We start from the raw sequence: 23373 nt of genomic DNA on the forward strand, positions 1-23373 counted from the left end.
CATTCGCCTCCGTTAATCCACCATGTCCCACTCAAGGGGTGTACCTCTCTCAATATCCTTTGATGCCTTTTTCCCAAGTATGTCATCATAGTACTTTGGTGCAAGGCCATGGGAAGGTCTTATGACTCTAATGTTTTCTTCTGTAAACACATCGCCTTCCTTTATATCCTTTACAACAAATATTGACCGTCTGGACATCCTGCTGATTTTTTCCCTTTCAGAAAGTTCAAAGCTTACAGTTCCAATAGCCTTTTCGGCAGTCCTAATTTCTTCCACCATTTTCTTAAATTCCTGCGGTTCCATGGAAAATGACGAGTCAGGATTTTCGATCTCTCTGCTTATACAGAAATGTTTTTCAATAATTTTTGCCCCCAATGCAACAGCAGTAACCGCACTAATAGATCCCATTGAGTGATCGGATAAACCTACAGGAACTCCAAAAGACTCTTCCAGATATTTTATTGTCATAAGATTCATATCATCTGGAACTGCAGGATATGCACTGGAACATTTCAAAAGACAAAGTTTTTCATTTCCTTCACTAAAAATTGTTTTTACAGCCTCTTCAATCTCTTCAAAAGTTGCAAGTCCCGTGGAAAGAATAATTGGTTTGCCTTTTGAAGCTACATATCTTAACAAAGGTATGTCAATCAATTCAAAGGAAGAAATCTTATAAAATTTTAATCCCAAATCTTCTAGAAAATCTACAGCCGTTTTATCAAAAGGCGTTGATAGAAAGTCAATACCTATCTTCTCTGCTTCCTCTTTGAGTCTTCCTTGCCACTCCCAGGGTGTAAAAGCCTTCTTATATAGCCCGTAATAATTTTCACCCTTCCATGTGCCAGCATTTATTCTAAAGTATTCCTTGTCCGAATCAATTGTCATAGTATCAGGAGTATAAGTCTGTATCTTTATGCAATCTGCACCGCATTCCTTTGCAGCATGAATTATTTCAATAGCTCTGTCAATACTGCCTGCATGGTTTGCTGACATTTCCGCAATTATATAACATGGTGAGTTTTTGTTAATGATTTTTCCGTTTAGTTCAACTTCTCTCACGTATAATCATTCCTTTCAAATAATAATTTCCAATCTTCCAAACTTTTTTCTTAAGGAAGTTTCTGTCTTGCCTAGTTCCAAAAGATATTTTTTATTACCCAGTTCATCAATTTCAGCCAATGTATAGCCCAATCTCTCAAACAGCTCTTTAACAGGCATATTCTTTGCTGTAGGTTTATAATGGGCAATTATCTTTTTGTAACCCAATTCCAAATATAATTTTTCAATATACTCTACTATTTGGTCTTCAATATATCTTCCCATAACTCTGCAACTTAATAAAAACGTATCTATCTCAACTTCCTCGCTGTTATAATGCTTTGTGATTATAACACTTACCATTCCGTTATCTCCATATTTATCAATCACATTAGCAACAAAACAGTCATACTCTTCTTTATTTAAAAGATTTAACAATTCTGTCTCATTATACCTTTTTGTAGTCAAATTAAATTGATTGGTCTTTTGAGTAAGCTGAGAAGCTCTTTGAATATCATCTTGCCTCATTGCCTTTATGGTTATTTTCGTATCTAAAGAATTCAAAAAATCCTCATAGGAATTACTGGTTTTAAGAGCCTCTGTCCTCTTGATATTTTGCCTGTATATCTCAGTTTTTGCGGTATCTTCGTCAGTAGTATCAATAGTATGGAAATAGTTCCAGTATAGTTTAGACGCAAAATCCGCCAACTGTGATGTGTCTTCAGGAAAATCCGGTACAATAACTTCAGGTAACTCTCTTTTGACACTTTCTCTTTCCACCGGATTATCATCTATAAATACAATTGAATCCAGAGTGATATTCAATTCCTCAGACAAAGCTCTGATATTTTGAGATTTTAAATCCCAATTTATTTTAAAGTCAACAAAATCTTGTTCTTTTAGCACCATATGCGGATGTTCCCGGATAACTTTCATCGCATCATCATAATTATTTTTAGAAACAACAGCAAGTATTATGCCCAATTCTTTTATTTCTTTAAGCTTTTTTTGAAAGTCCTTATATCTTGCCCCCTCCTTATAATCCGAAAGCTCAATTCCATTAAAACCAACTTCGCCGACTACTCCACCCCACAAGGTATTGTCCAAATCCAAAACTAAACATTTTTTACGTGTGCCTTTAATCGAATCAATATATCTATTTATATAAAGTTCCAAATATCTTTCTGCTTTCATCGAAAACTTCATTCCACCCAAATACCATAACTTTCGCGAATAAAACTCTTCCTTCCCCATCTGTTCGATTATACTTTTAAGATCAAATACATAGGCATTTCTATACTTATTACTTAAGTCAAATAGAAACTCTTCCCAAAAATACTCCAGTCTTCTTTCTTTTGTGCCGTGTTTTACACTCTTTATTTCCCTGGACCAAAAATCAATATTGTTTATAAAAAAAATAATATCGGGATTACTACTTAATGCTTTTTCAATATACTGCATATTTTCCCTAATTTCTTTATAATTCCTTTCGATACTTTGTTCTTTTATAAGTTCGGCGCCATCAAGAATAATAAATACAATATCCGGTTTAAACGCATATAACCCCGAATTTGAGTTAGTTATTTCCTGCACCCATAATCCGTATCCTTCAGTTTTATAAACACTATAGGAACGTGATACCCTTGATATCAATGATTCAACATTTATATTGGAAAGTATAGACAATTTCAAATTCAACCACTCCTTAAAGGTTGCAAAAATATTCAGCCTATAAGTCTATACAATTAATCTTTTACAAACTCTAAAATATCACTCACTTTCTTTATTCCGGATACTGCTTCAAAAGGTATGGTTATATTTAACTGTTCTTCTAGCTCTGCAATCAGTCTTACATGATTAAGAGAATCCCATGCTGCAATTTCATCCCTCGAAGTGTTAAGACTTATTTGGGATTTGTCAACATTTAAAACCTCTGCCACAATATCAAGTAATTTTTCCATGTATTAAACCCCACTTTCAATTTCATTAACTATATTGCCACCCAGCAAAACTTTAATATATTTTTCAATACTTTTTTTATTGTTTTCCCAATTTCTCTTGTCAATTGCTTGAACAGCTACATCCAAATAGCTCTCATTATCCTTAATATAATACTTTACTATTTTTTCAGTTAAGAAGCCAAAATTATTATGCAAACTAACAACCTTATTATTTTTCACAAAAGTCCTGCAGTATACTTTATCTACATTCAATTTATAAAAAGCATGGTTGAGTATTGCGTATTCCATGACAATTCCAAGTCCACTGTTTATATAATTTTTATCAATGAGATAGTATCCGAATTCAAGATTGTTGCTATTTGACAAATATTCATAGTATAAAACTCCAAAAGGTTTTATGCCCATGAAACAAATATAAAATCTCTTGAGCTTATTGTCTTTTAGCTTGGAAATAAACTCATTATGTTCATCTTCAGATATAATGTGCTGATTAAACATATTTTCCCTTACAAAATCCTGATTTCGCCAATATCTTAACCTTTCTATATACTCCTCATCCAAATCAAAAATATTGTAAAAGTAAACATCTCCTAATTCTAACTTATCATTCTCCATTTTATTGGCATTCCCTTCTAAAATATTTACAAATAACTTATCCAATTTTTTTCTGTTCAATATGTTCATTTATTTTAGAAAGCTGCGGATTTGACTGTATAAATTTTAAAATATCTTTAAAACCAAAATTTCGCCCATATTTATAATAAAAATTATTAAAAATAATACTGATTAATTTTAGATCTTCCTCAGTATCTAGCGTCCATCTATACTTCGACAGATTTATATTGTTTTTGTAATAGTATATCTTGTTTTCATAGGTTTCATATATATAAGGTGTGACATGTTCTCTTTGATAAGGCTTTTTAGCACTATAAAAAGCTTTCTCCAAAATATCAAAGGAAAAAACTTCTACATCTAGTCCTCTCGGATATGTTCTATATTCTAAAATATTCCCGGCATTTGTCACCAACAAATAATCATTTTTCTTATAAAATTCAACTATTTCATCCAGAATAACGGGATCAATCAAAGGGCAGTCCGATGTAACTCTTACAACTGTACTTAATCTATTTTCTCTTGCTGCATAATAATATCTGGACAATACATCCTCTTCACTGCCACAAAACCACTTTACTCCATTCCTTTTAGCCTGTTCCACTATTATTTTATCTTTCACTGAGGTAGTAGTAGCAATAATTATATCATCAAGCACTTTCGACATCTTCAATCTATCAATGACATGTTCAATTACAGGTTTACCGCATATATCAATCATGACTTTACCTGGAAGCCTGGATGAACCCATTCTGGTTTGAACTATGACACCTGTTCTCAATTTTTCTCCCCTGCCTTTCTGATTCTAAATGCTATTGTATTTAATTTTTGTAAAATTACTTCTTTTTTCGTAATAAGAACATACTATCCACATTGTCGTTGTAAAGGTACTTATATTTTTCTTCTTTTATCAGTTCAAGATCTGGAAATCTGTCCATATATAGCTTCACAAAGTTCGTTTTCCATAATAAATCACTGTTTCCTCTATAATTTACTTCTGTATATTCATCTGCATAATATTCAAATCCCCAAATAAATTCCTTTGAACATCTATATATTTCATCCAACACCATATCAATATTGTCAGGTGCAATATGAATTAATACACCACTTGTAAAAACCATATCGAAATAATTGTCTTTAAAAGGTATATCATCGGCTGTGGCTTTAATTATATTAATGCCAGATGTCAAACTTTTGGCTTTTTGTATTGCATATTCCTGAAGTTCTATGCCATATAGATTTTTATATCCCATCTTCTGAAGTAACCTCAGCTGATTTCCCACATTACATCCAACTTCGAGAATCCTTTTATCTTCAAGACCCAATCCCGATAGAAATCTACTATTCATATCAAATCTGCTTATTCCAAACTCTCTTATATAAAGATTGTTTAATTGGTCCGGATCAAATGTACACCTATCCGTGTAATCTTTACCGAATTGGCCTAACCATGTGCTTTCCTGAAAATTGCTTACCATATATTGTCCTCCTTTTTTTACGATGTTTTGCACCTTATTACAGTAGTTTTTCCATTTCCAATATCCTTTTTATCTCTGCTTTGCTAAGGACTTTTTCATTCTTTGAACTGTAATTGCCTTTGGCAATACCCTTTGACTCGGGATAGATGTGCTCGTTATAGGGGGGATTGATTATAAACATATCATTCAGTTCAAAGGCTTTAGTAGACTCATCCTCAGACATAAGTTCTTCATACATTTTCTCGCCTGGGCGTAGTCCGATTTTTTTAACTTCCACTTTATTTTTATTCAAACGATTTTTATCACACACATCATCAATAATTACTTCTGCCAAGTCTTTCAATCGTATTACAGGCATTTTCAGTACAAACACTTCTCCGCCCTTTGCAATTTTGCAAGCTTTAATAGTAAGCTCTACAGCTTGTGAAAGAGACATCATAAATCTTGTCATTTCAGGCTCCGTTATGGTTATATACCCTTTATCTAAAATCTGCTGCTTGAACAAAGGAATTACAGAACCTCTTGACCCCATTACATTTCCAAACCTTACCGATGCGAATATTGTGTCTACATTTCCTCTTGAATAATATGCTGATGACATTAGTCTTTCTGCCAATAGTTTTGTTGCTCCCATCGTATTGGTGGGAGATACTGCTTTATCACTGCTTGAATATATAACTTTTTTTACTTTGTTCTCTATTGCACACGCTATAACATTCTGGGTTCCCAATACATTAGTTTTAACCGCTTCAAAAGGATCATACTCGCAAGCTGGTACATGTTTCATTGCTGCAAAGTTAAATACAACATCAATATCATTCATCGCCCTGTTAAGTCTTTCCTTATCTCTTACATCTCCGAGCAGGAATCTTATGTTTTTCAACTCTCCCAATTTTTCCTTAAGCAGGAATTGCTTATATTCGTCCCTACTGTAAATTCTAACTACTGAAGGCTCTTCCAGTAATATTCTTTCCACCAGAGCTTGTCCTATTGTACCTGTTCCGCCAATTACCAATACTTTTTTATTCTTGAACATAGTCTCTCCTGCTTTCTTCAAGTATAGTACTAATTTTTTGGCTAAAATTAAAACTCCTTTTAAGATATTGGGAAATTACATCCTTAAGCTTCATGTGCTTCATTCCTTCAATCAATGCTCCGCCTTCTGTGGCATTTATAAAAACTCGATTTTCCTTTTCAATCCTTCTTTCTATCCAATATTTATAACTCAACAGCCCCAATGTTGTATAAAGGATCTCACCATTTTGCCCGACTACTTTTCGCATATTTTTAAGTTCTTTGGTATTAACATCTGCAGAAGTTCCATATTGTACATGGTTTCTGCCATTTGTAAACGCAAGATCCTGACCTACCAATATGATAAAGTCAAATCCCATTTTTATGGCAATGTCAAGTGCCGTTGTTGCAACCGATCCCCCAGGGTCAACTATATACTTTTCCTTTTCAGCTTTTAATTGTTCTTTTTTATAGCAAGCTATAGCTTTTGGACCTTTATATGCCGATACTGTACCGGCATACGCAGATGACAGATATATCATGGGTATTTCCATGTTTTCAAACCCTTTAATCTGATTTAATGTACCCTCTTTAGGATCTATAACAACAAATAAATCCGGTATGATATCTCGGAGCAAAAGAGGCCTCAGTGAAGAACCCACTGCAAAAATCATTGCCTTATTTTTTGCTTCTTTCAGATACTCAATATTTAAATCCAGTGACGGCCCGCTTGATACAATAATTACAGATTGCCCTTTAAACTTCTCAAAAAATATACCTACATTCGGGTCATCATTCTGCAAATTTATTTTTATATTATCATCTATAAGTTTTAATAAATCTTTAGATACACTTTTCCGTATATTCCAATCTTCCATAACAAATTTAAAATACTCATTTTCCGGTGGTATTGCCTTTAATGAAGGTGGATGTATAATAAAATTTACACCTTCATTTAGTAATGACTTTACCTTTGAGCAAATATTTGACTCATCCTGTGAAATAATAAGCTCAATATTCGAATTAGTTATAATATGGGTTAAATCTCTCAATTCAAGGGCTTTGTAAAATACATCCATATTATTTTCTAATACATATAGCTTATCATCATACTGCATGAATTTTAGCATTTCATCTATGTGATATCCCAATGCAAACCCATATAACACATGGATCCGAATATCATTTCTATATTGTTGTCTGGCGAACTTAATTGCTTCATCCACAGGATTATATCTGCTGTGCAAATAAAACCTTTTTACCTCTTTGTACAATTCAAGCTCAACTTTTAACGTATAAAGACCGTTATTGCAGCTTTCAACTTTGTATTTTAAGGTATCCGGCCGTCGTCGTTTTATAATCTCATCGTATATATCCGGATAAAAGCATTTTAACGCCTCAATATTCTTTTCAAATACGAGCATTACTGCAAACTCCTCTGAACAAGTATCAGTTTGTCCTTCCATTCCTTTATCACTGGAGTTACCTCATATTCAAGCAAGTCACCTAAAAGTACATAGTCAGTATTCTCTAATGCTTCTATCAATTGATTAAATATTGGATTCATACTTGAAATATCTATGGATACTTCACCTTGTATATCTCTTGTACCTTCAATTGCCTGTAAAAGCCATTGGATTCCGTCAATAAGCTGAATCATGGAATTGGTAGCCTTATCCTCCCTGCCCTCCTGAAAATCTCCGTTTATGCCTTCAATTCCTATAACCATTCGGTCTATATAGTTTATTGCCGATTCAATTACTTCCTTTTTCAATTCAATTTCTGACATAATTATCACTCCTCAGGTGTTTATTTGAATTTCATCCAAAACTTTTTTTGCAATTTCATTGACAAGGACTATTTTTTCTTTAATATCTGTATACTGCATAAGCAGTCCTTCATATAAACAGACTTTCTTCTCATGTAAATCATCAAGAAGCTCGCTCTTTCTTTCCCTATCATTTTTAATTACCTGAATGAAATAACTGCATAATTCATAAATTAAATTCTCATATAATTCTTTTTCCTCTATTTCTTGTGTTAATTGGCTTATTTCTTCCCATTTTTCCGTATTCACAGAATCTACATCTTTAAGTATATCGAGAAGTATATCTATTCTCTTAATAGCTTTCTCTTTCATTTCTTCACTCTCGTCATATACTTTTTGAAGAAATTTCACAATTTTTTCTCTTTTGTCTTTACTTTCACTTATTCCCGCCAGATATATTTTCCTTAATATTCCACATATATCAAATTCTTTAGTGCAATATTCATCTATTATTTCCTTAAGAGGTCTGTTGATAATGCCTTTTATCGGCAATCCTCCCTCGGTACAGTTAAAATAGATGTTTTCTGGAAACACTTTTACATATTCCTCGAAATATACCTTAATAGACAGCATACTTTGAGTTGTATAAACCAAATTACCGTTTATATCGGTTTCTTCTATATAATTTTTGTTCTTTTGTTCAATATTTTTACGAAGAATTTCATCCTGCTTTGCCTTTAAAACCGCACCTTCAGCATAGGTTTGCAAATTCGAATAGCTTAAATCTTGTCCCGTAAGGATAATAGGATTGCATCCTAAAAATCTTGAAATATCAAAGGCGAGATTGGAGACCGATGCACCCGAATTTCTTTCTTTTGAATTCTCTCCCAGTTGCCTTTCAAACCAATTATCATACTCAAAAGTATTCATCTTAAAAAATATTTTAGGCCCTTCATAATTTTTTAATCCATCAAAATGAACTGTTGAACTGTAAGCAAAGTATATATCCTTAGACTTTACATTATTAAACAATATGCTTTCAGCTTTACCACCATCAACTCCGACCATTATATGGGGTTCTATACCGTGACTTTCAAGAATATTAATTGCAGACCCTGCAGATATTATAAGTGCTTTATTTTTTATTTCTTTAAGCAAGTGTATATTTTTATTCAACGAAGGCCCAGCTGAAACAATTACAGCAGGTACACCCTTCAAACAAGATTCAAATATGTCGAGATTTGCACTTTTCGGATACTCTTTCATATTCTCAAAGAAGTTTACAAGCCAATCCTTAGAAAATACAACTGCCGTATTAGTGTTAATTTCATGAACTTTTGAATACTTTATGAATTCTTTCTTTAATTCTAACCACCAGTTTCCGTATGCCGTCCTATAACTCAGCAATTCTTCAAAGGATACACTAAAAATTTCCCCATTCTCTCTTAAATTTAAGAATATTTTGCTGACTAATTCTGTGTCATCGCTGACAATAAAAAGAGTGTTTTTGGCATTTATTAAGTGTCTAATGTCTCTCACAGTCATTAGTTTGACAAAAACACTCATATCAGGCTCAATTACAATTTTATTTTTATTGGGAAAATTTTCGAACAATACATCCAAATGATACCCAGCACCTATCCCCAGCACAGCAATTGTGTCCACACCTTTTAAGTCCAATTTCGAAATCCAATTTTTTGCCTCTTTGATAGGATCATAGGGACTATGCAGAAATAGATATTTACCGTTAACATTAATCTTTAAATTGGGCATATCCGATTTAGTTTTTTCACATAAAATTTCCTCAAGCTTTTGATAATGCTGAGAATAAAAAGCCTTACATCTCTCTGCTAACACAGCATATTCTTTCTTTAAAGCTTCCAGGTTAACGTCAAATAGTTCCCTCATACGCATTTTTCCCCTTTTTATCTTTTGAAACAACCAGCATAAAAAGCCAGCAGCATATAAGCCGCCGGCTTTTTAATTCAAAGTACTAATATTACCTTCCAAGGCTTTCCAGTCGATATTGTGTATAGCACATATATCCAATGTGCCTCATTAGGTTAAAATACATCATAACTTATGAAGCACCGGTTATTGTAACAACTGGAGCACGCCCTGAGGTACCATATTAGCTTGTGCCAACATAGCCGTGGCAGCTTGGTTCAATATATTGTTCTTTGTGAAGTTCATCATTTCTTTTGCCATGTCTACATCTCTGATTCTTGATTCAGATGCCTGTAAGTTCTCTGCCGATGTGTCAAGGTTCTTTATTGTGTGCTCAAGTCTGTTCTGCTTAGCACCCAATCTTGCTCTTTCTGATGATACTGTATTTATTGCAGCATCAATCTTGGAAATAGCCGATTGTGCTTTTGCACTAGTGCTAACACTCAATCCGGCAACAGATAATTTCGCTGCAGTCATTGTACCTATTGAAATAGTAAGTGTTTCACCTTTGTTAGCACCTATTTGAATTACTTTGTTCTGCAGGCTTCCATTTAATAATGCCTGTGTATTAAACTGGGTTTTTTGTGCTATTCTTGTTACTTCTTCATGAAGTTCATTAAGTTCTAATTGTATAGCACTTCTATCTTTTTCTACATTAGTGTCGTTTGCCGCTTGCACAGCCAATTCTCTCATTCTTTGGAGTATTTCATGGGTTTCTGTCAATGCTCCTTCTGCTGTCTGAATGAGGGATATTCCATCCTGTGCATTGCTTGATGCCTTTTGGAGTCCTCTTATCTGGGCTCTCATTTTTTCGGATATCGACAATCCTGCTGCATCGTCTCCTGCTCTGTTGATCCTATAACCCGATGACAATTTCTCCAAAGACTTCTCCTGATTTACACTGTTAATCTTTAATTGCCTGTGGGCATTCATTGCCATCAAATTGTTATTAATCCTCATAACCATTCCTCCTTGATTTTTTTATTTGCTTCCATGCCTATTATTGCAATAACTGAAGCACTCCCTGAGGTACCATATTAGCTTGTGCCAACATTGCTGTAGCTGCCTGGTTAAGTATGTTGTTCTTTGTGAAGTTCATCATTTCTTTTGCCATGTCTACATCTCTGATTCTTGATTCAGATGCCTGCAAGTTCTCTGCTGATGTGTCAAGGTTCCTTATTGTATGCTCAAGCCTGTTTTGCTTAGCACCCAATTTCGCTCTTTCTGATGATACTGTATTTATTGCATTATCTATTGCTTCAATCGTATCCTGGGCTTCAGATGATGTGCCAACCAACATTACTGATGTACCTACACCCAGAGTATCTGCATCCATAGCTTCTATGCCTATTTCTAATGTTTCACCTTTATTGGCACCTATCTGGATTACTTTGCTGCTAAATCCTCCAGCTAACAAAGTCTGTGTATTGAATTGAGTCTTTTCTGCAATCCTTGTTATTTCTGCAGATAATTCATTTAACTCCAATTTTATAGCACTTCTATCCTTGTCTACATTAGTATCGTTTGCTGCTTGCACAGCCAATTCTCTCATTCTTTGGAGTATTTCATGGGTTTCTGTCAATGCTCCTTCTGCTGTCTGAATGAGGGATATTCCATCCTGTGCATTGCTTGATGCCTTTTGGAGTCCTCTTATCTGGGCTCTCATTTTTTCGGATATCGACAATCCTGCTGCGTCGTCTCCTGCTCTGTTGATCCTATAACCCGATGACAATTTCTCCAAAGACTTCTCCTGATTTGCACTGTTAATCTTTAATTGCCTGTGGGCATTCATTGCCATTAAGTTATTATTAATTCTCATAACCATTCCTCCTTGATTTTTTTATTTGCTTCCATGCCTATTATTGCAATAACTGGAGCACGCCCTGAGGTACCATATTAGCTTGTGCCAACATTGCTGTAGCTGCCTGGTTAAGTATGTTGTTCTTCGTAAAGTTCATCATTTCTTTCGCCATGTCTACATCTCTGATTCTTGATTCAGATGCCTGCAAGTTCTCTGCTGATGTGTCAAGGTTCCTTATTGTATGCTCAAGCCTGTTTTGCTTAGCACCCAATTTCGCTCTTTCTGATGATACTGTATTTATTGCATTATCTATTGCTTCAATCGTATCCTGGGCTTCAGATGATGTGCCAACCAACATTACTGATGTACCTACACCCAGAGTATCTGCATCCATAGCTTCTATGCCTATTTCTAATGTTTCACCTTTATTGGCACCTATCTGGATTACTTTGCTGCTAAATCCTCCAGCTAACAAAGTCTGTGTATTGAATTGAGTCTTTTCTGCAATCCTTGTTATTTCTGCAGATAATTCATTTAACTCCAATTTTATAGCACTTCTATCCTTGTCTACATTAGTATCGTTTGCTGCTTGCACAGCCAATTCTCTCATTCTTTGGAGTATTTCATGGGTTTCTGTCAATGCTCCTTCTGCTGTCTGAATGAGGGATATTCCATCCTGTGCATTGCTTGATGCCTTTTGGAGTCCTCTTATCTGGGCTCTCATTTTTTCGGATATCGACAATCCTGCTGCGTCGTCTCCTGCTCTGTTGATCCTATAACCCGATGACAATTTCTCCAAAGACTTCTCCTGATTTGCACTGTTAATCTTTAGCTGTCTGTGGGCATTCATTGCCATCAAATTGTTATTAATCCTCATAACCATTCCTCCTTGATTTTTTTGCTTCCATGCGCCAATCCCACGAATTATATTTTCCAATAACATTTTATGGGAAAATATATTCAATGTAATCTCATAATATATATCGACTGAATTTGAGAAGAATTAATAGAAATTTTTGCTTTTCTTTAACTGAATATAAAATTGAAAAAAAGTGATAAAAATATCACTTTTCCAATAAAGAAGTGTTTAATTGGGTGAAAAACTATTTGAGTATATCCTTTAAATCTATACTCTTAACTTCTGCAGCCTTTTTATTCTCTGCCTGAATTTCAAGATATATCTCTTTTCTATAAACAGAAACGCTTTTAGGGGCATTAATTCCTATACGTACCTGTTCTCCCTGTACATCTACAACAGTAATCTCAATATTATCATTTATAATTATCGATTCATTTCTCTTCCTTGTTAGTATCAGCACCTGTATTAACCTCCCGTCTACGGAGTTCTTCTACAATATAGTGTCTCACACTATACATATCTGTGTCAAGGACAACTTGCATTCCGGTATTATTTTTCGTATTTATTATAACAGGTGCCTTTAAATTCATTGTCATTTTACTAACATCATCAGGTACAACAACAATTGACAGTACCATCACATCTTCAATACTTTCAATATTTAAACTGCTAACAATCTCTTCCGGTATTTCAATGTCATAATCATTTACAATCATAAAAGGATTAACTACCGCAAAAGCCAGCTGACCATCATCAACACACTGAAGCCACCGGAAAGGTGATGTCTCATCTCCATCATATAGAACTACAAATTTTTTTAAATCCTCAAATCCCGGTATCCCTTCCTTAAAATTAATAATTTTGCTTTCATCAATTTCTATTTCGCCAAAATGTCTGGTATTTAGAAGCATTTAATCTCCTCCATTTACTCATATACAGTTAGTATCTATACATAGGTGTTAATTTTATTCTCATTAATATATTTAAATTGAATTGAGGCATACTGTTCCAAGAACACTCTTACTTGAGCCGGTGTAAAGTTTATCTTCAAATCCGCAGGGAAAAACCTGCTCTCCAAACCATTAACGAGCCCATCTGTGTCTTTTTCCATTTCAAAATCAACATCTCCCTCTATAACGGTAATTTTCGGGCCTACTTTAGGAATACAGTCAATGTTGAACTCATGCGTTTTGTAAAAATCCCTTTTGGAAATTTCAGCAATAGCGTTTATGTTGTTTTCAATAGCAGCCAGAGTATCTCCGTCAACAACTGTTTTCCCAATGTACTCTAAGCATTTTTGCCTACCCTTTTGAGCTCCTTCCTTTACAATATCCATATTACTTTTTAATCCGGCACTGGCAAAAGCCTCGGATTGATCAATAATAACCTTTGGCATCTCTGTATCTATTTTTATCAAAGCATGCTTTTGACGAAATTCCAGCCGTGCCGGCTCAGCCTTAAGCTCAAGCTTGGAAGGAATTTTTTCAATACCGATTCTTGCATGGGTTTGAGTTATATAGAGGGCCATATTAGCTCACCCGCTTTAAATTATTTTGGCTAACAGCCTCAGCGCAAAAAATCGATTAAGGAAGTTTGCATTATACTGGCTCCTGCTGACAAAGATGCTTTATATACATTTTCTTCATTTTTCAGAAGCATAATATTTTCTGCCTGATCCACATCTTCATTCTCACTCATAAGTGCAGTAAAATTGAGCAAGTCATTCTCAAGCCTGTCCTTAGTTAATTCTAAACGGTTATATCTGGCTCCGACGCTGGATCTTATCGCAAGCAAGTTATTTATGTCTTTGTCAAATTTTGTGAGACAGTCACTTATTAAATTTTTATCTCCTATTACAAGTGCATTTATAAAATCATTCATATTTTGTATAAGTTTAGCCGGATCCCCAGCCGTTGCATCGGTTCCGTCATTAAAAAGCTGACAGCCAACTACATTTACATTTATTTTGTCACTTATACCTATCTCATACATTATAGATTCAGAATTTGAAACATCTATCAAAAAGTTTCCATCGTCATCAAGAAGTTTTGTATCTGTCTTAAAACCTGAAAAAATATATCTGCCAGCATATGTTGCATTAGCAATTTGAATCAGTTGAACTTTCAGTTGTTCTATTTCATCTGCTATCTTTTTAGTATCTTCAGCAGTCGCAGTATCGCTGCTTCCCTGGACTGCCAATTCTCTTGCCCTTTGCAATATTTCTCCAACATTAGCCAGTGATGATTCGGTTATTTCCAGCCAGGACATAGCATCTTCAACATTTGTTTTATACTGATTTATCATAGACACATCAGTGCGAAGCTTCAGAGCTCTTGCCGCTACAACCGGATCATCGGAAGGAACCGAAATCTTCTTTCCCGTTGCCATCTTTCTCTGATAAGTTTCCAGTCTTGCCAGATTTCTCCCTATATTGCTTATCATATTGTTTATAATCATATTATTGGTTATTCTCATATTATCCCTCCAACTACTGTCCTTTCACCGTCTTATAAACCTACTCTGTTAATAAGAATATCGTATATTTCTGCCATTGTATTAATCATTTGTGCAGCCGCACTATATGCTTGCTGCTGTTTTACCATATTAGACACTTCTTCATCCAGCGAAACTCCAGACTCGGACAATCGCCGATTATCAATCTGTTTTACGATTATTTCCTTATTAGCGGAAAATCTTTTGGCCTGTTGTGAATTTACGCCTAATGTAGTTATAACAGATTTCATAAAATCTTCCGGTGCACCTTCCACAAACATTTGGTCGTTAATCCTAAATTTAATCAATGCACTTAAGTTTTCAATATTGCCAGCCTCACCGGGAGTACTAGACGTCGCTATTTTGTTAAAGTCTTCCAATATATCACTGCTGACAGCAAAGTTTTTGGCTGTTATTTTGCTGTATCTTGCTACAATATCCGGAATATCTGTTGCACCATTTATAAAATCATCACCGCTCATCGATTTATAATCTTCACCCAGCATGGTAAAAAATCTTATTCCTGAAGATGCTGTCGCCCCAGCACCATATCCGTCCACATGACCCCTACCGTCTTCTGAAGGGTCTATTAAACCGTTATTATCCAAATCAATATAACCTTCATTAAAAGCCATAGCAAAAGTTTGGACAAACTGATTCAATTTTTTTATATAATTAGGTATTCCGTTGTAAAGCGGACTTCCATTTTCTCCGGCATTTCCATCCCTAACATCAAGATATCCTTTTAAAACTCCGCCTTTTATTTTTAATGTATTTCCGTCTTTCCAAACAACATCATAAAGATTGGGAACATCTTCTTCATTTAATTTGGTCTCTCGCTGTACGACTGTTAATTCACTGAAACTATAATGATCAATAAATGCCTTTCCACTAATGGTAATTACCAGCCGCGAATCAATCTGACCGTTAGGGAGAGTTCCGACAACCACTTCACTTACATCAATATTTATTAATTTTGAAAGTTCGTCAATTAACAACGTTCTTTGGTCTCTGAGTTCATTGGCAGTATTTCCATCCAATTCCATTGTATAAATCTGACGGTTTAATTGTTGAATCTGTGCACCAATGGAATTTATCCTTGCAACAGTTGTTTCAATCCTGTCATTAACATCCACTTGAAGGTTTTCCAGGCGTGTTGCCAAATCATTAAAATATCTGGCCAAGGTAACCCCTCTCTCTTTTACCAATGCTCTTATTGCTTCACTGGAAGGATCTTTGGCCAGCTCCTGAAGGGAATTGAAAAATTCGTCCATTATTTTGTTAAATCCGCTGTCAGAAGGCTCATTAAATGTAACTTCCAAATCGGATAAGAGAGCCTTTTTTGTCTCCCATTCCCCAAAATTCATGTTTTCACTCCAGTACATGGAATCAAGATATTCATCCCTAACTCTCTTAACTCCTATAACTTCAGAACCTGTACCTACCATGCCTGTACCGTTATACATACTCATAGGCCTTGATGCCTTTTGTACCGTCTGTTGGCGAGAATACCCAGGAGTATTGACATTAGTTATATTATTGTTTATGACATCAAGATTCCTCTGCGCTGTGTACAATCCGCTAATTGCAACATTAAATCCAAAAAAACTCGACCTCATCGTTTATCACCTGCCTACTAATCCCATTCTGGATATAATTGTATCTATCATCTCATCAATAACATTCAATGCTCTGGATGCTGCAGTATAGGAAAATTTGTATTTAAGCATATTTGATACCTCTTCATCCATGGATACTCCCATAATGGCCTGCCTTTGAGAATCAGCGTAATTCACCAGTTTCCGCTGGCTTTCACTTATACCTGCCGCTTCAGATCCTCTATTACCAACATCAAGAATAATTAACTGGTAATATTCATCAATACTCAATATACCTTTCGCATCACTAAGACATTTATTACCTCTCAAGTTTGCTATAGCCAAAGCAATAGTGTTATCACCGCTTGCTCCGCTTTTGGAGGCAACAATGTTGCTTAAATTTAAAATGATTTTGTCATTTAATTTTATATTTCCCATTTCTAAAGGATAATCAGGATTAATGGCTACAAAAAAATCTTCTCCGGGAACTGATGGAGGACCAAGAGTTTTTCCGCTGGTATGTAAATAATTTACTTCCCTTACCAATACATTTACAAGGGCATTTATCCTTTTTCTCAAATCGGAAAGTATGCTTGAAGATTCCTCTACCATACTAATTTCTTTATTTATATCACTATTTATACTATTGCTTATATCAGTCATAAGAGCTTCAAAATCTGCTGAATTTATATCAAACAGACTTCCTGAAGTCCCGTCGCTAATTACATTCCATCCGGCAATTCCCGCTGCTGTACCGGCATTGTAATACGAACTGTCTGTCACAATTGACATTTTTATGCTTTTATCCTTTAATGCAGATACATAATCATCAGCCGTTGACTCTGAGACACCCAAATCTCCTCCAGAAAACACAACTGCATATTTATTGGTTTCCGGGCTAAAATCGCCAATTGACTCTAAGTACGATACAACAGCACCGAAATCGCCTCCCGTATCAGATGTTGGAGTAAGGGACTTAACTGCATCCCTAAAATCTTCTGCATTACTGAAACTGTAGCTGGAAACTGCACTGCCGGAATAGGTTACAAGACGAAGATTATAATCTAATCCTCTTCTCTTTAATTCATTAATATATGTCTCTATAGAGTCCTGGACCTTGCTGAGATTATCTTTATTTGAATCAGATATATCCACCACAAAAGTAATATCAGCTTTAGTATTTGGAGTACCGTTTTCTATGCTTCCTCTAATACCCATTACTTCTCCTCTGGATTCCATTATCCCCTTTATAATTCCACTCTTTATCGGCACCTCAATTTCCGTACCCATAATCTTAGGGATATAAAACAAACCGGATTTACTGCTTGTTTCGGCAACTAAACTAGTTTGCTTATCTTTTGTAACCAAAACATATCCACCTATTGTAATATCCAACTGGCCATCCTGCATCTCGTTGACTTCAATATTCGCCAGTTTAGACAATCGATCTACAAGTGCATTCCTTTGGTCACGATAGTCATTTGCATTATCTCCGTTTATTTCACACTTAAGTATTTCAGTGTTCAATGCTGCTATTTGCCTGGTAATGCTATTCAACTCATCTATTCTAACTTTTAGTTCCTGATTAAGATCATCCTGCAGTTTATCAATCTGTTTACCTATATGATTAATTTGATCGACAAGAGCTTCTCCTCTCTGTACAACCAATGCCCTTACAGTAAGACTGCTAGGATCTTTTGATAATTCCTGCCAGGCATCCCAGAACTGATTCATAACTTCCTGAAGTCCTCGCTCCATTGGGTCTCCAAGTATATACTGTATATCCTCCAAAGTCTTATTCCGTGTTTCCCAATAACCCAATGACGTATTTTCTCTTCTATAAATATTATCCAAGAACTGATGTCTAATTTGCCTTATATTTTGAATAGTAGCACCAAGGCCAATCTGATATCCCTGTGTATTATAGTAGGAACTTGTTACAGATATCGCCTGTTGCCTAGCATAACCCTTTGTATTGACATTGGAAATATTATGTCCCGTTACTTCCAGAGCGCGTTCACTTACAGACATACCCGATCTTGCAATTTCAAAGCTGGCGAAACCTATTGCCATACTACCGCCTCCTGATAAAAATCCTTAATCACATCAAGGATGTATTAAAGTAAAATTATAGTTTCACATCAAAATAAGTCTTCTGAATTCCTTCATTTGTATTTCCAGATTTGCTGTAATTGTTATTTGCTTCCGGTATGCTTGACAAAAGATTTATCGAAAAATTTATATAATCAATGGAGTTTTGAATGAGTTTTGAGTTCAAATCATTGACGTTTTTTATTTCGTTAATAATATTCAATAGATTGTTTTTACAATTTTCCAGTCTTTGCGCGTTTTCGTTGTCAAGATATTTAGCAAGTTCGGATATAGTTATGTCTGAAACAGTATTATTCATACCAATATCATTTACTAAATGGTTAACAGCCTTTTCTCTCAAGGCTTCCAGTTTTCCTATATCTAAAACAAAAGTCTGCTCCACTTTTGTGATATTATCAAGTTCAGCTGTCTTTCCCTTTACTATTACATCGGTTTTGTCCCTGGATATTTTTAATAATTCCTCGTAAATTCCGATTTCACGCTCTAGAATACTAATTAACTCATCTATGTTCCGGCTGTTCATAAAATTTCCACCCCGATATTAATAAATTTATTGCGGGAAAACTTGGATTAAATCCATGCCTCCCGCAGAAAATAAGTACTTTAAGTATTTTTTTCCGTAATCGACTTCAAAATTTTGTCGGCTATGTCTGTCTCTTTTACCTGATACTCACCGGCTTCGTATTTCTCTCTCAACCTCTCTACCAGTTCACTTCTTATGTCCGGGGTATTTTTTAGTGCCTTCATTACCGTTTGAATATCTTTGGCCTCATTCGATATTGATACTACATCTTTCTTAGAGCTTACAGAGTCTACTTTATCCACCTTCCCTACGCTCTTCTGACTGCTGTAGATCCCCGAGACTTTCGGGATTTCCCCCCAAATTTTCATACACATCACTCACTTTCAAAAATTTTTATTTTATATAAAACACTTAAGTGTATTAAACTTTAATCATTAGTTTCTCCAATTCTTTCTTTCATTAATAATATCGTCACACAAAATAAATTAATTAACATATTTTAATAAAAAATATCTATGACTTTAGTCATAGATATCTTATAACAACGTTATTTATTCCGGCAATACTATTTCCCGATATAAAAATATTATCCCACACAAAACTGTCACACATCATCTTTAGTAAGATATCTCATTCCTCTTGCTCTTTTTTCGGTAGTTTCATTAGTTCCCGAAGTACTCATTTGGTTTACTACTGATTTAATATCATTAGTAAACTCATTGGCACACTCTTTACAAAAACGCCCTGTTGATATGGACTTTCCACACTTTTCGCACTCCAAAAACATATTTCCGCTTTCTCCAACTATCTCTAAACGACCTTCTTTCAAGTACGTTTTTATTTGCTGTACACTGATTTCAAGGTCTTTCGACACATCATACAAAGAAGCTCCTGGATGCTCATAAAGGTATTCCTTTACTCGTTTAAAATTAACTTCATCCTGTTGTTTACAATCAGGACATATGGGAAGACCGCTAAGATAATTGAATAACTTATTGCACCTTCTACAGTTTCTTATATCAGGCATAAAGATACCTCCATCTCTAAAGGGCAAAACTACCCTTAATTTCGGACTAATTTCAAGAACCCAACCTAAGCTAAAACTTTCTCCCGGTAGCTATTACAGTTGCTGTTATTCGACGTGCACCTGCATCCTTTAAAACTCTGCAGCATTCATTAAGAGTTGATCCGGTCGTAAAAATGTCATCCACAACAAGTATAGATTTGCCTTTGATTGCGTTTACATCTGTTACCAAAAAAGCATCTTTGACATTTCTAAGTCTTTCAACTCTGTTTAGAAGACTCTGGCTGTCAGTATTTTTTGTCCTGATAAGTATATTCTTACTTACTTCAATTCCAAGTAATTTACCCAATTGTTTAGCAATCAAGTACGACTGATTATACCCTCTTATTTGCTCTTTCTTTCGATGAAGGGGTACACTTATTATTAAATCGATTTCTTCCCAATCAGGCATTTCTTTAATACGATTATAAATAAGCCTGGCAAAGGTTCTTCCAAAGGAAGGCTTGTTAAAAAATTTATATTTAATCAAAGCTTCCTTTATAATTCCGGAATACTCACATACACATATAATATCGTCAAAATAGCTGTTTGATTTAATAAGGTTTAAATTTTTTTCGCTAAAGTAAGGTATATTTAAGCTGCAGCTCTCACAAATACAGATACCTGTACCGTAATTCAATATTTTATTGCAAAATATACATTTAGGCGGAAATACAAGGTCAAGAATGCGTTCTAACATCAGATTCCACCTGCCTAAGTCAAATATTAAAAATTTTAAAATGGTGGATTGGTAAATGACTATTCTTACTTATTTTTTAAATGAACATCAATTTGAGGATACGGAATTGATATATTATTTTCATCAAAGCGTTTCTTAATCTCTTCGATAATATTATAATAGACCTCCCAATAGTCCTTGGAATTAACCCATACCCTTGCAATATAAATTACTGCATTATCTCCATGTTCCGCCATTCTTACAAGAGGTTCCGGTTCTTTTAGTACAAGAGGTTGCTTGTTTATTACATCCTTTATAACCTCTATTACTTCACAACTGTTTGCCTCATAAGACACTCCGAATTTCATATCAACCCTTCTTGTAGGCTTCTTGGAATAATTTACTATAACCGAATTAGCCAAACTGCCATTAGGAATAAATATAACTTTATTGTCGGGAGTAACAATTTCAGTTTGAAAAATCTTTATTGCCTGGACAGTTCCTGACTGCCCGCTTACCTCAATATAGTCGCCTACAGCAAAAGGCTTTGTTGTCAAAATTAAAACCCCTCCAGCAATATTGGATAATGACCCCTGAAGTGCAAGTCCAACGGCCAGCCCAGCCGATGCCAATACTGCTACAAAAGAAGAAGTTTCCACTCCCAAAATACTTACAACAGTCACAGCTAGAAATACTTTCAGCAAAGCATCAATTAGCGAAACCAGAAAAGGCTTTAAACTTGCATCCATTTTGGATTTATAAACCAAAAGTTTTATTTTTTTAATTCCCCATCGGATAGCTATAATACCGACTATCAAAACTACAGCCGCAATAAATATTTTACTAATCCCCGGTATAAGTATTGTATGTATAAAATTTTCAAGATATCCTTGCATAAATTCATCCCCTTTTCCCATTAAGCTTGCCAAATCAGTTTTTTAATAGATAAACACACAATTATTAGATTTTACTAAAAATTCTCTATAACTATGCAATCACTACCAAATTCTATTTTATCATTACTAGGCATAAATATATAGAGGTTAAAATTTTACACAAAAACAAATTCTTTTTACTTCTGTTTTTCCATATCAATTTCATAACACATAATTTTTTTGAATTTTATGTAATTGGCATATATACAAAATCTTAATTCGAACAACATCAAAAAAGCACCTTTTATACAAGGTGCTCATCAAACAAAATCAGAAAAATTGACAAACTGTTATTTTGCTATCTTTAATTTTGAACGGCTGGATGTTATTTATGTAGGGCTTTAGGTGCTTTAGGTTGATAAAAAATCAACCAGCTTGCAGTACTTGCAGACACCATCGATACAATTACCAGAACAGCTGAAATTACTCCCAAAACCTTTCCTTTCATAATAACATCTCCTTTTTTTTTTATTTAATAGAGAGATGATAGTTGTTACTATACATTCTCCCTATCAGTGCTACTTTGGCTTTCAATTTTGACTTTTAATTATTCCATTTTCTATATCCTTCTTTATGCTTTGCAAAACTCTTTTCAGCTCTCCATATTGTTTTTCGTCAATTAATGCACATAAGTAGTCAATATTTTGGACAAATTCCCTTCCATCCATTTGTCTCTTTACTTCTTCTTCCTTCTGAATTGTTTCGCCAATTTTGAAAACGCTTCTAATCAACAGTAAAGTAAATATTATTGTTATAACAAAGCCGGCAATTACCAGTGCTCTATCTTCAAACGACTCAAAAATATCATTATTAACAATGAACATCATATAAATCAATATAAGTATAAAAAGCCCAAACGCCAACTGCAAAGCCAAGACACCAAGTTTACTCCTCTGAGACTTGTCCAATTTAGTGTTTCTAAGATAATATATATTGATATTTTTCTTGTACATAAATACAAGAGCCATAATTACAATAAGGAACTCTGCTATGAAACATACTGCTCTAATAGGTGCACTGCTAAAAATCTCTTCTTTTGTTACATTCATAAATACTCGAAGCAGAACAACCATTATTCCTTGGGCCAATGTAAAGCTTACAAGAGTAACCAGACACCCTAAAGCTGCTTCCAACACACTCAGTTTATATCCAAAATAGATTAGAACTCCAAAACATACTAACTGTAAGAAAGAAACTAAAACATCTTCATATGGTTCATAAGGCCAAAACTTAGCAAAGTAAAATATCAATGCGCTAACAACACCTATAAATACCACATTTCGAAATCGTACTATCTCTTTTCTGCCTAGAAGCACCCAGGCAAACAGTGCCATCAAAAATTGCTCCGGCAATGAGATAATGAAAAAATCTACACTGTCTATTAAACTTAACCCCATATAATTCCTCTCCTGTTGATTTTAGTCTATCATATTAATTCAATATATTCAAGTATTTTCTATTATTCGTTAAAATTTGACAATTTTCTTTA

The 23373-nt window shown here is 34.6% G+C and carries 26 protein-coding genes; all 26 read right to left on the reverse strand.

Going from position 1 to position 23373, the window contains the following annotated elements:
- Positions 1-12: 12 nt before the first annotated feature.
- The 26 genes from pseI to CLOCL_RS20085 all read right to left on the reverse strand — a co-directional run bounded on the left by pseI (position 13) and on the right by CLOCL_RS20085 (position 23281).
- Positions 13-1059, reverse strand: a complete 1047-nt coding sequence (pseI, locus tag CLOCL_RS19960) for a pseudaminic acid synthase (protein ID WP_014257014.1) — start codon at positions 1057-1059, stop codon at positions 13-15.
- Between the two features lie 15 nt (positions 1060-1074).
- Positions 1075-2730, reverse strand: a complete 1656-nt coding sequence (locus tag CLOCL_RS19965) for an HAD-IIIC family phosphatase (RefSeq protein WP_014257015.1) — start codon at positions 2728-2730, stop codon at positions 1075-1077.
- A gap of 53 nt (positions 2731-2783) precedes the next feature.
- Positions 2784-2999 carry an acyl carrier protein gene (locus tag CLOCL_RS19970; RefSeq protein WP_014257016.1) on the reverse strand — a complete coding sequence of 72 codons (216 nt, stop codon included), beginning with the start codon at positions 2997-2999 and terminating at the stop codon, positions 2784-2786.
- Positions 3000-3002: 3 nt separating this feature from the next.
- Positions 3003-3614: a UDP-4-amino-4,6-dideoxy-N-acetyl-beta-L-altrosamine N-acetyltransferase gene (gene pseH, locus CLOCL_RS19975; protein ID WP_027622296.1), complete on the reverse strand. Its 612-nt coding sequence runs from the start codon at positions 3612-3614 to the stop codon at positions 3003-3005.
- Positions 3615-3651: 37 nt separating this feature from the next.
- Positions 3652-4392 carry a cytidylyltransferase domain-containing protein gene (locus tag CLOCL_RS19980; protein ID WP_027622297.1) on the reverse strand — a complete coding sequence of 247 codons (741 nt, stop codon included), beginning with the start codon at positions 4390-4392 and terminating at the stop codon, positions 3652-3654.
- Between the two features lie 55 nt (positions 4393-4447).
- Positions 4448-5092 (reverse strand): pseudaminic acid biosynthesis-associated methylase, encoded by a 645-nt coding sequence (locus CLOCL_RS19985; protein WP_014257019.1) that lies wholly within the window; start codon positions 5090-5092, stop codon positions 4448-4450.
- A 37-nt stretch (positions 5093-5129) separates the two neighbouring features.
- Positions 5130-6128: a UDP-N-acetylglucosamine 4,6-dehydratase family protein gene (locus CLOCL_RS19990; protein ID WP_014257020.1), complete on the reverse strand. Its 999-nt coding sequence runs from the start codon at positions 6126-6128 to the stop codon at positions 5130-5132.
- Positions 6115-7530 (reverse strand): motility associated factor glycosyltransferase family protein, encoded by a 1416-nt coding sequence (locus CLOCL_RS19995; RefSeq protein WP_014257021.1) that lies wholly within the window; start codon positions 7528-7530, stop codon positions 6115-6117. The genes CLOCL_RS19990 and CLOCL_RS19995 overlap by 14 nt, the downstream gene beginning before the upstream one ends.
- Positions 7530-7895, reverse strand: coding sequence for a DUF8042 domain-containing protein (locus tag CLOCL_RS20000; RefSeq protein ID WP_014257022.1), 366 nt, complete (start codon positions 7893-7895; stop codon positions 7530-7532). The genes CLOCL_RS19995 and CLOCL_RS20000 overlap by 1 nt, the downstream gene beginning before the upstream one ends.
- A 12-nt stretch (positions 7896-7907) precedes the next feature.
- Positions 7908-9782, reverse strand: a complete 1875-nt coding sequence (locus CLOCL_RS20005) for a motility associated factor glycosyltransferase family protein (protein WP_014257023.1) — start codon at positions 9780-9782, stop codon at positions 7908-7910.
- A gap of 186 nt (positions 9783-9968) precedes the next feature.
- Entirely contained in the window at positions 9969-10781 is an 813-nt protein-coding gene (locus tag CLOCL_RS20010; protein WP_014257024.1) for a flagellin N-terminal helical domain-containing protein, read from the reverse strand.
- Positions 10782-10821: 40 nt separating this feature from the next.
- On the reverse strand, positions 10822-11640 hold the full coding sequence (locus CLOCL_RS20015; RefSeq protein ID WP_014257025.1) for a flagellin N-terminal helical domain-containing protein: 819 nt from the start codon (positions 11638-11640) through the stop codon (positions 10822-10824).
- A 40-nt stretch (positions 11641-11680) separates the two neighbouring features.
- Complete coding sequence (locus CLOCL_RS20020) at positions 11681-12499, reverse strand: flagellin N-terminal helical domain-containing protein (protein WP_014257025.1); 819 nt, start codon at positions 12497-12499, stop codon at positions 11681-11683.
- A 226-nt stretch (positions 12500-12725) separates the two neighbouring features.
- Positions 12726-12941: a carbon storage regulator CsrA gene (csrA, locus tag CLOCL_RS20025; RefSeq protein ID WP_014257026.1), complete on the reverse strand. Its 216-nt coding sequence runs from the start codon at positions 12939-12941 to the stop codon at positions 12726-12728.
- A complete protein-coding gene (fliW, locus tag CLOCL_RS20030; protein WP_014257027.1) occupies positions 12913-13392 on the reverse strand; it encodes a flagellar assembly protein FliW in 480 nt (159 codons plus the stop codon). The genes csrA and fliW overlap by 29 nt, the downstream gene beginning before the upstream one ends.
- 35 nt (positions 13393-13427) lie before the next feature.
- Positions 13428-14009 carry a DUF6470 family protein gene (locus tag CLOCL_RS20035; RefSeq protein ID WP_014257028.1) on the reverse strand — a complete coding sequence of 194 codons (582 nt, stop codon included), beginning with the start codon at positions 14007-14009 and terminating at the stop codon, positions 13428-13430.
- A 38-nt stretch (positions 14010-14047) separates the two neighbouring features.
- On the reverse strand, positions 14048-14956 hold the full coding sequence (gene flgL / locus CLOCL_RS20040) for a flagellar hook-associated protein FlgL (RefSeq protein ID WP_014257029.1): 909 nt from the start codon (positions 14954-14956) through the stop codon (positions 14048-14050).
- A gap of 32 nt (positions 14957-14988) precedes the next feature.
- The gene (flgK, locus tag CLOCL_RS20045; RefSeq protein ID WP_014257030.1) at positions 14989-16593 is read right to left on the reverse strand and encodes a flagellar hook-associated protein FlgK; all 1605 of its coding nucleotides are present in this window, start codon (positions 16591-16593) and stop codon (positions 14989-14991) included.
- Positions 16594-16599: 6 nt separating this feature from the next.
- On the reverse strand, positions 16600-18645 hold the full coding sequence (gene flgK, locus CLOCL_RS20050; protein WP_014257031.1) for a flagellar hook-associated protein FlgK: 2046 nt from the start codon (positions 18643-18645) through the stop codon (positions 16600-16602).
- A gap of 55 nt (positions 18646-18700) precedes the next feature.
- Complete coding sequence (locus tag CLOCL_RS20055; protein WP_014257032.1) at positions 18701-19207, reverse strand: flagellar protein FlgN; 507 nt, start codon at positions 19205-19207, stop codon at positions 18701-18703.
- 80 nt (positions 19208-19287) lie between these two features.
- Complete coding sequence (flgM, locus tag CLOCL_RS20060) at positions 19288-19575, reverse strand: flagellar biosynthesis anti-sigma factor FlgM (RefSeq protein ID WP_014257033.1); 288 nt, start codon at positions 19573-19575, stop codon at positions 19288-19290.
- A gap of 236 nt (positions 19576-19811) precedes the next feature.
- Positions 19812-20234, reverse strand: a complete 423-nt coding sequence (locus CLOCL_RS20065; RefSeq protein WP_014257034.1) for a MerR family transcriptional regulator — start codon at positions 20232-20234, stop codon at positions 19812-19814.
- Between the two features lie 70 nt (positions 20235-20304).
- Positions 20305-20970, reverse strand: a complete 666-nt coding sequence (locus CLOCL_RS20070) for a ComF family protein (protein WP_014257035.1) — start codon at positions 20968-20970, stop codon at positions 20305-20307.
- 65 nt (positions 20971-21035) lie between these two features.
- Positions 21036-21845: a mechanosensitive ion channel family protein gene (locus CLOCL_RS20075; protein ID WP_027622304.1), complete on the reverse strand. Its 810-nt coding sequence runs from the start codon at positions 21843-21845 to the stop codon at positions 21036-21038.
- A 364-nt stretch (positions 21846-22209) separates the two neighbouring features.
- On the reverse strand, positions 22210-22332 hold the full coding sequence (locus tag CLOCL_RS20080) for a cyclic lactone autoinducer peptide (RefSeq protein WP_014257037.1): 123 nt from the start codon (positions 22330-22332) through the stop codon (positions 22210-22212).
- Between the two features lie 82 nt (positions 22333-22414).
- Positions 22415-23281: a hypothetical protein gene (locus CLOCL_RS20085; protein WP_014257038.1), complete on the reverse strand. Its 867-nt coding sequence runs from the start codon at positions 23279-23281 to the stop codon at positions 22415-22417.
- Positions 23282-23373: the final 92 nt, after the last annotated feature.

Source organism: Acetivibrio clariflavus DSM 19732 (genome assembly GCF_000237085.1).
Classification (GTDB): Bacteria; Bacillota; Clostridia; order Acetivibrionales; family Acetivibrionaceae; genus Acetivibrio; species Acetivibrio clariflavus.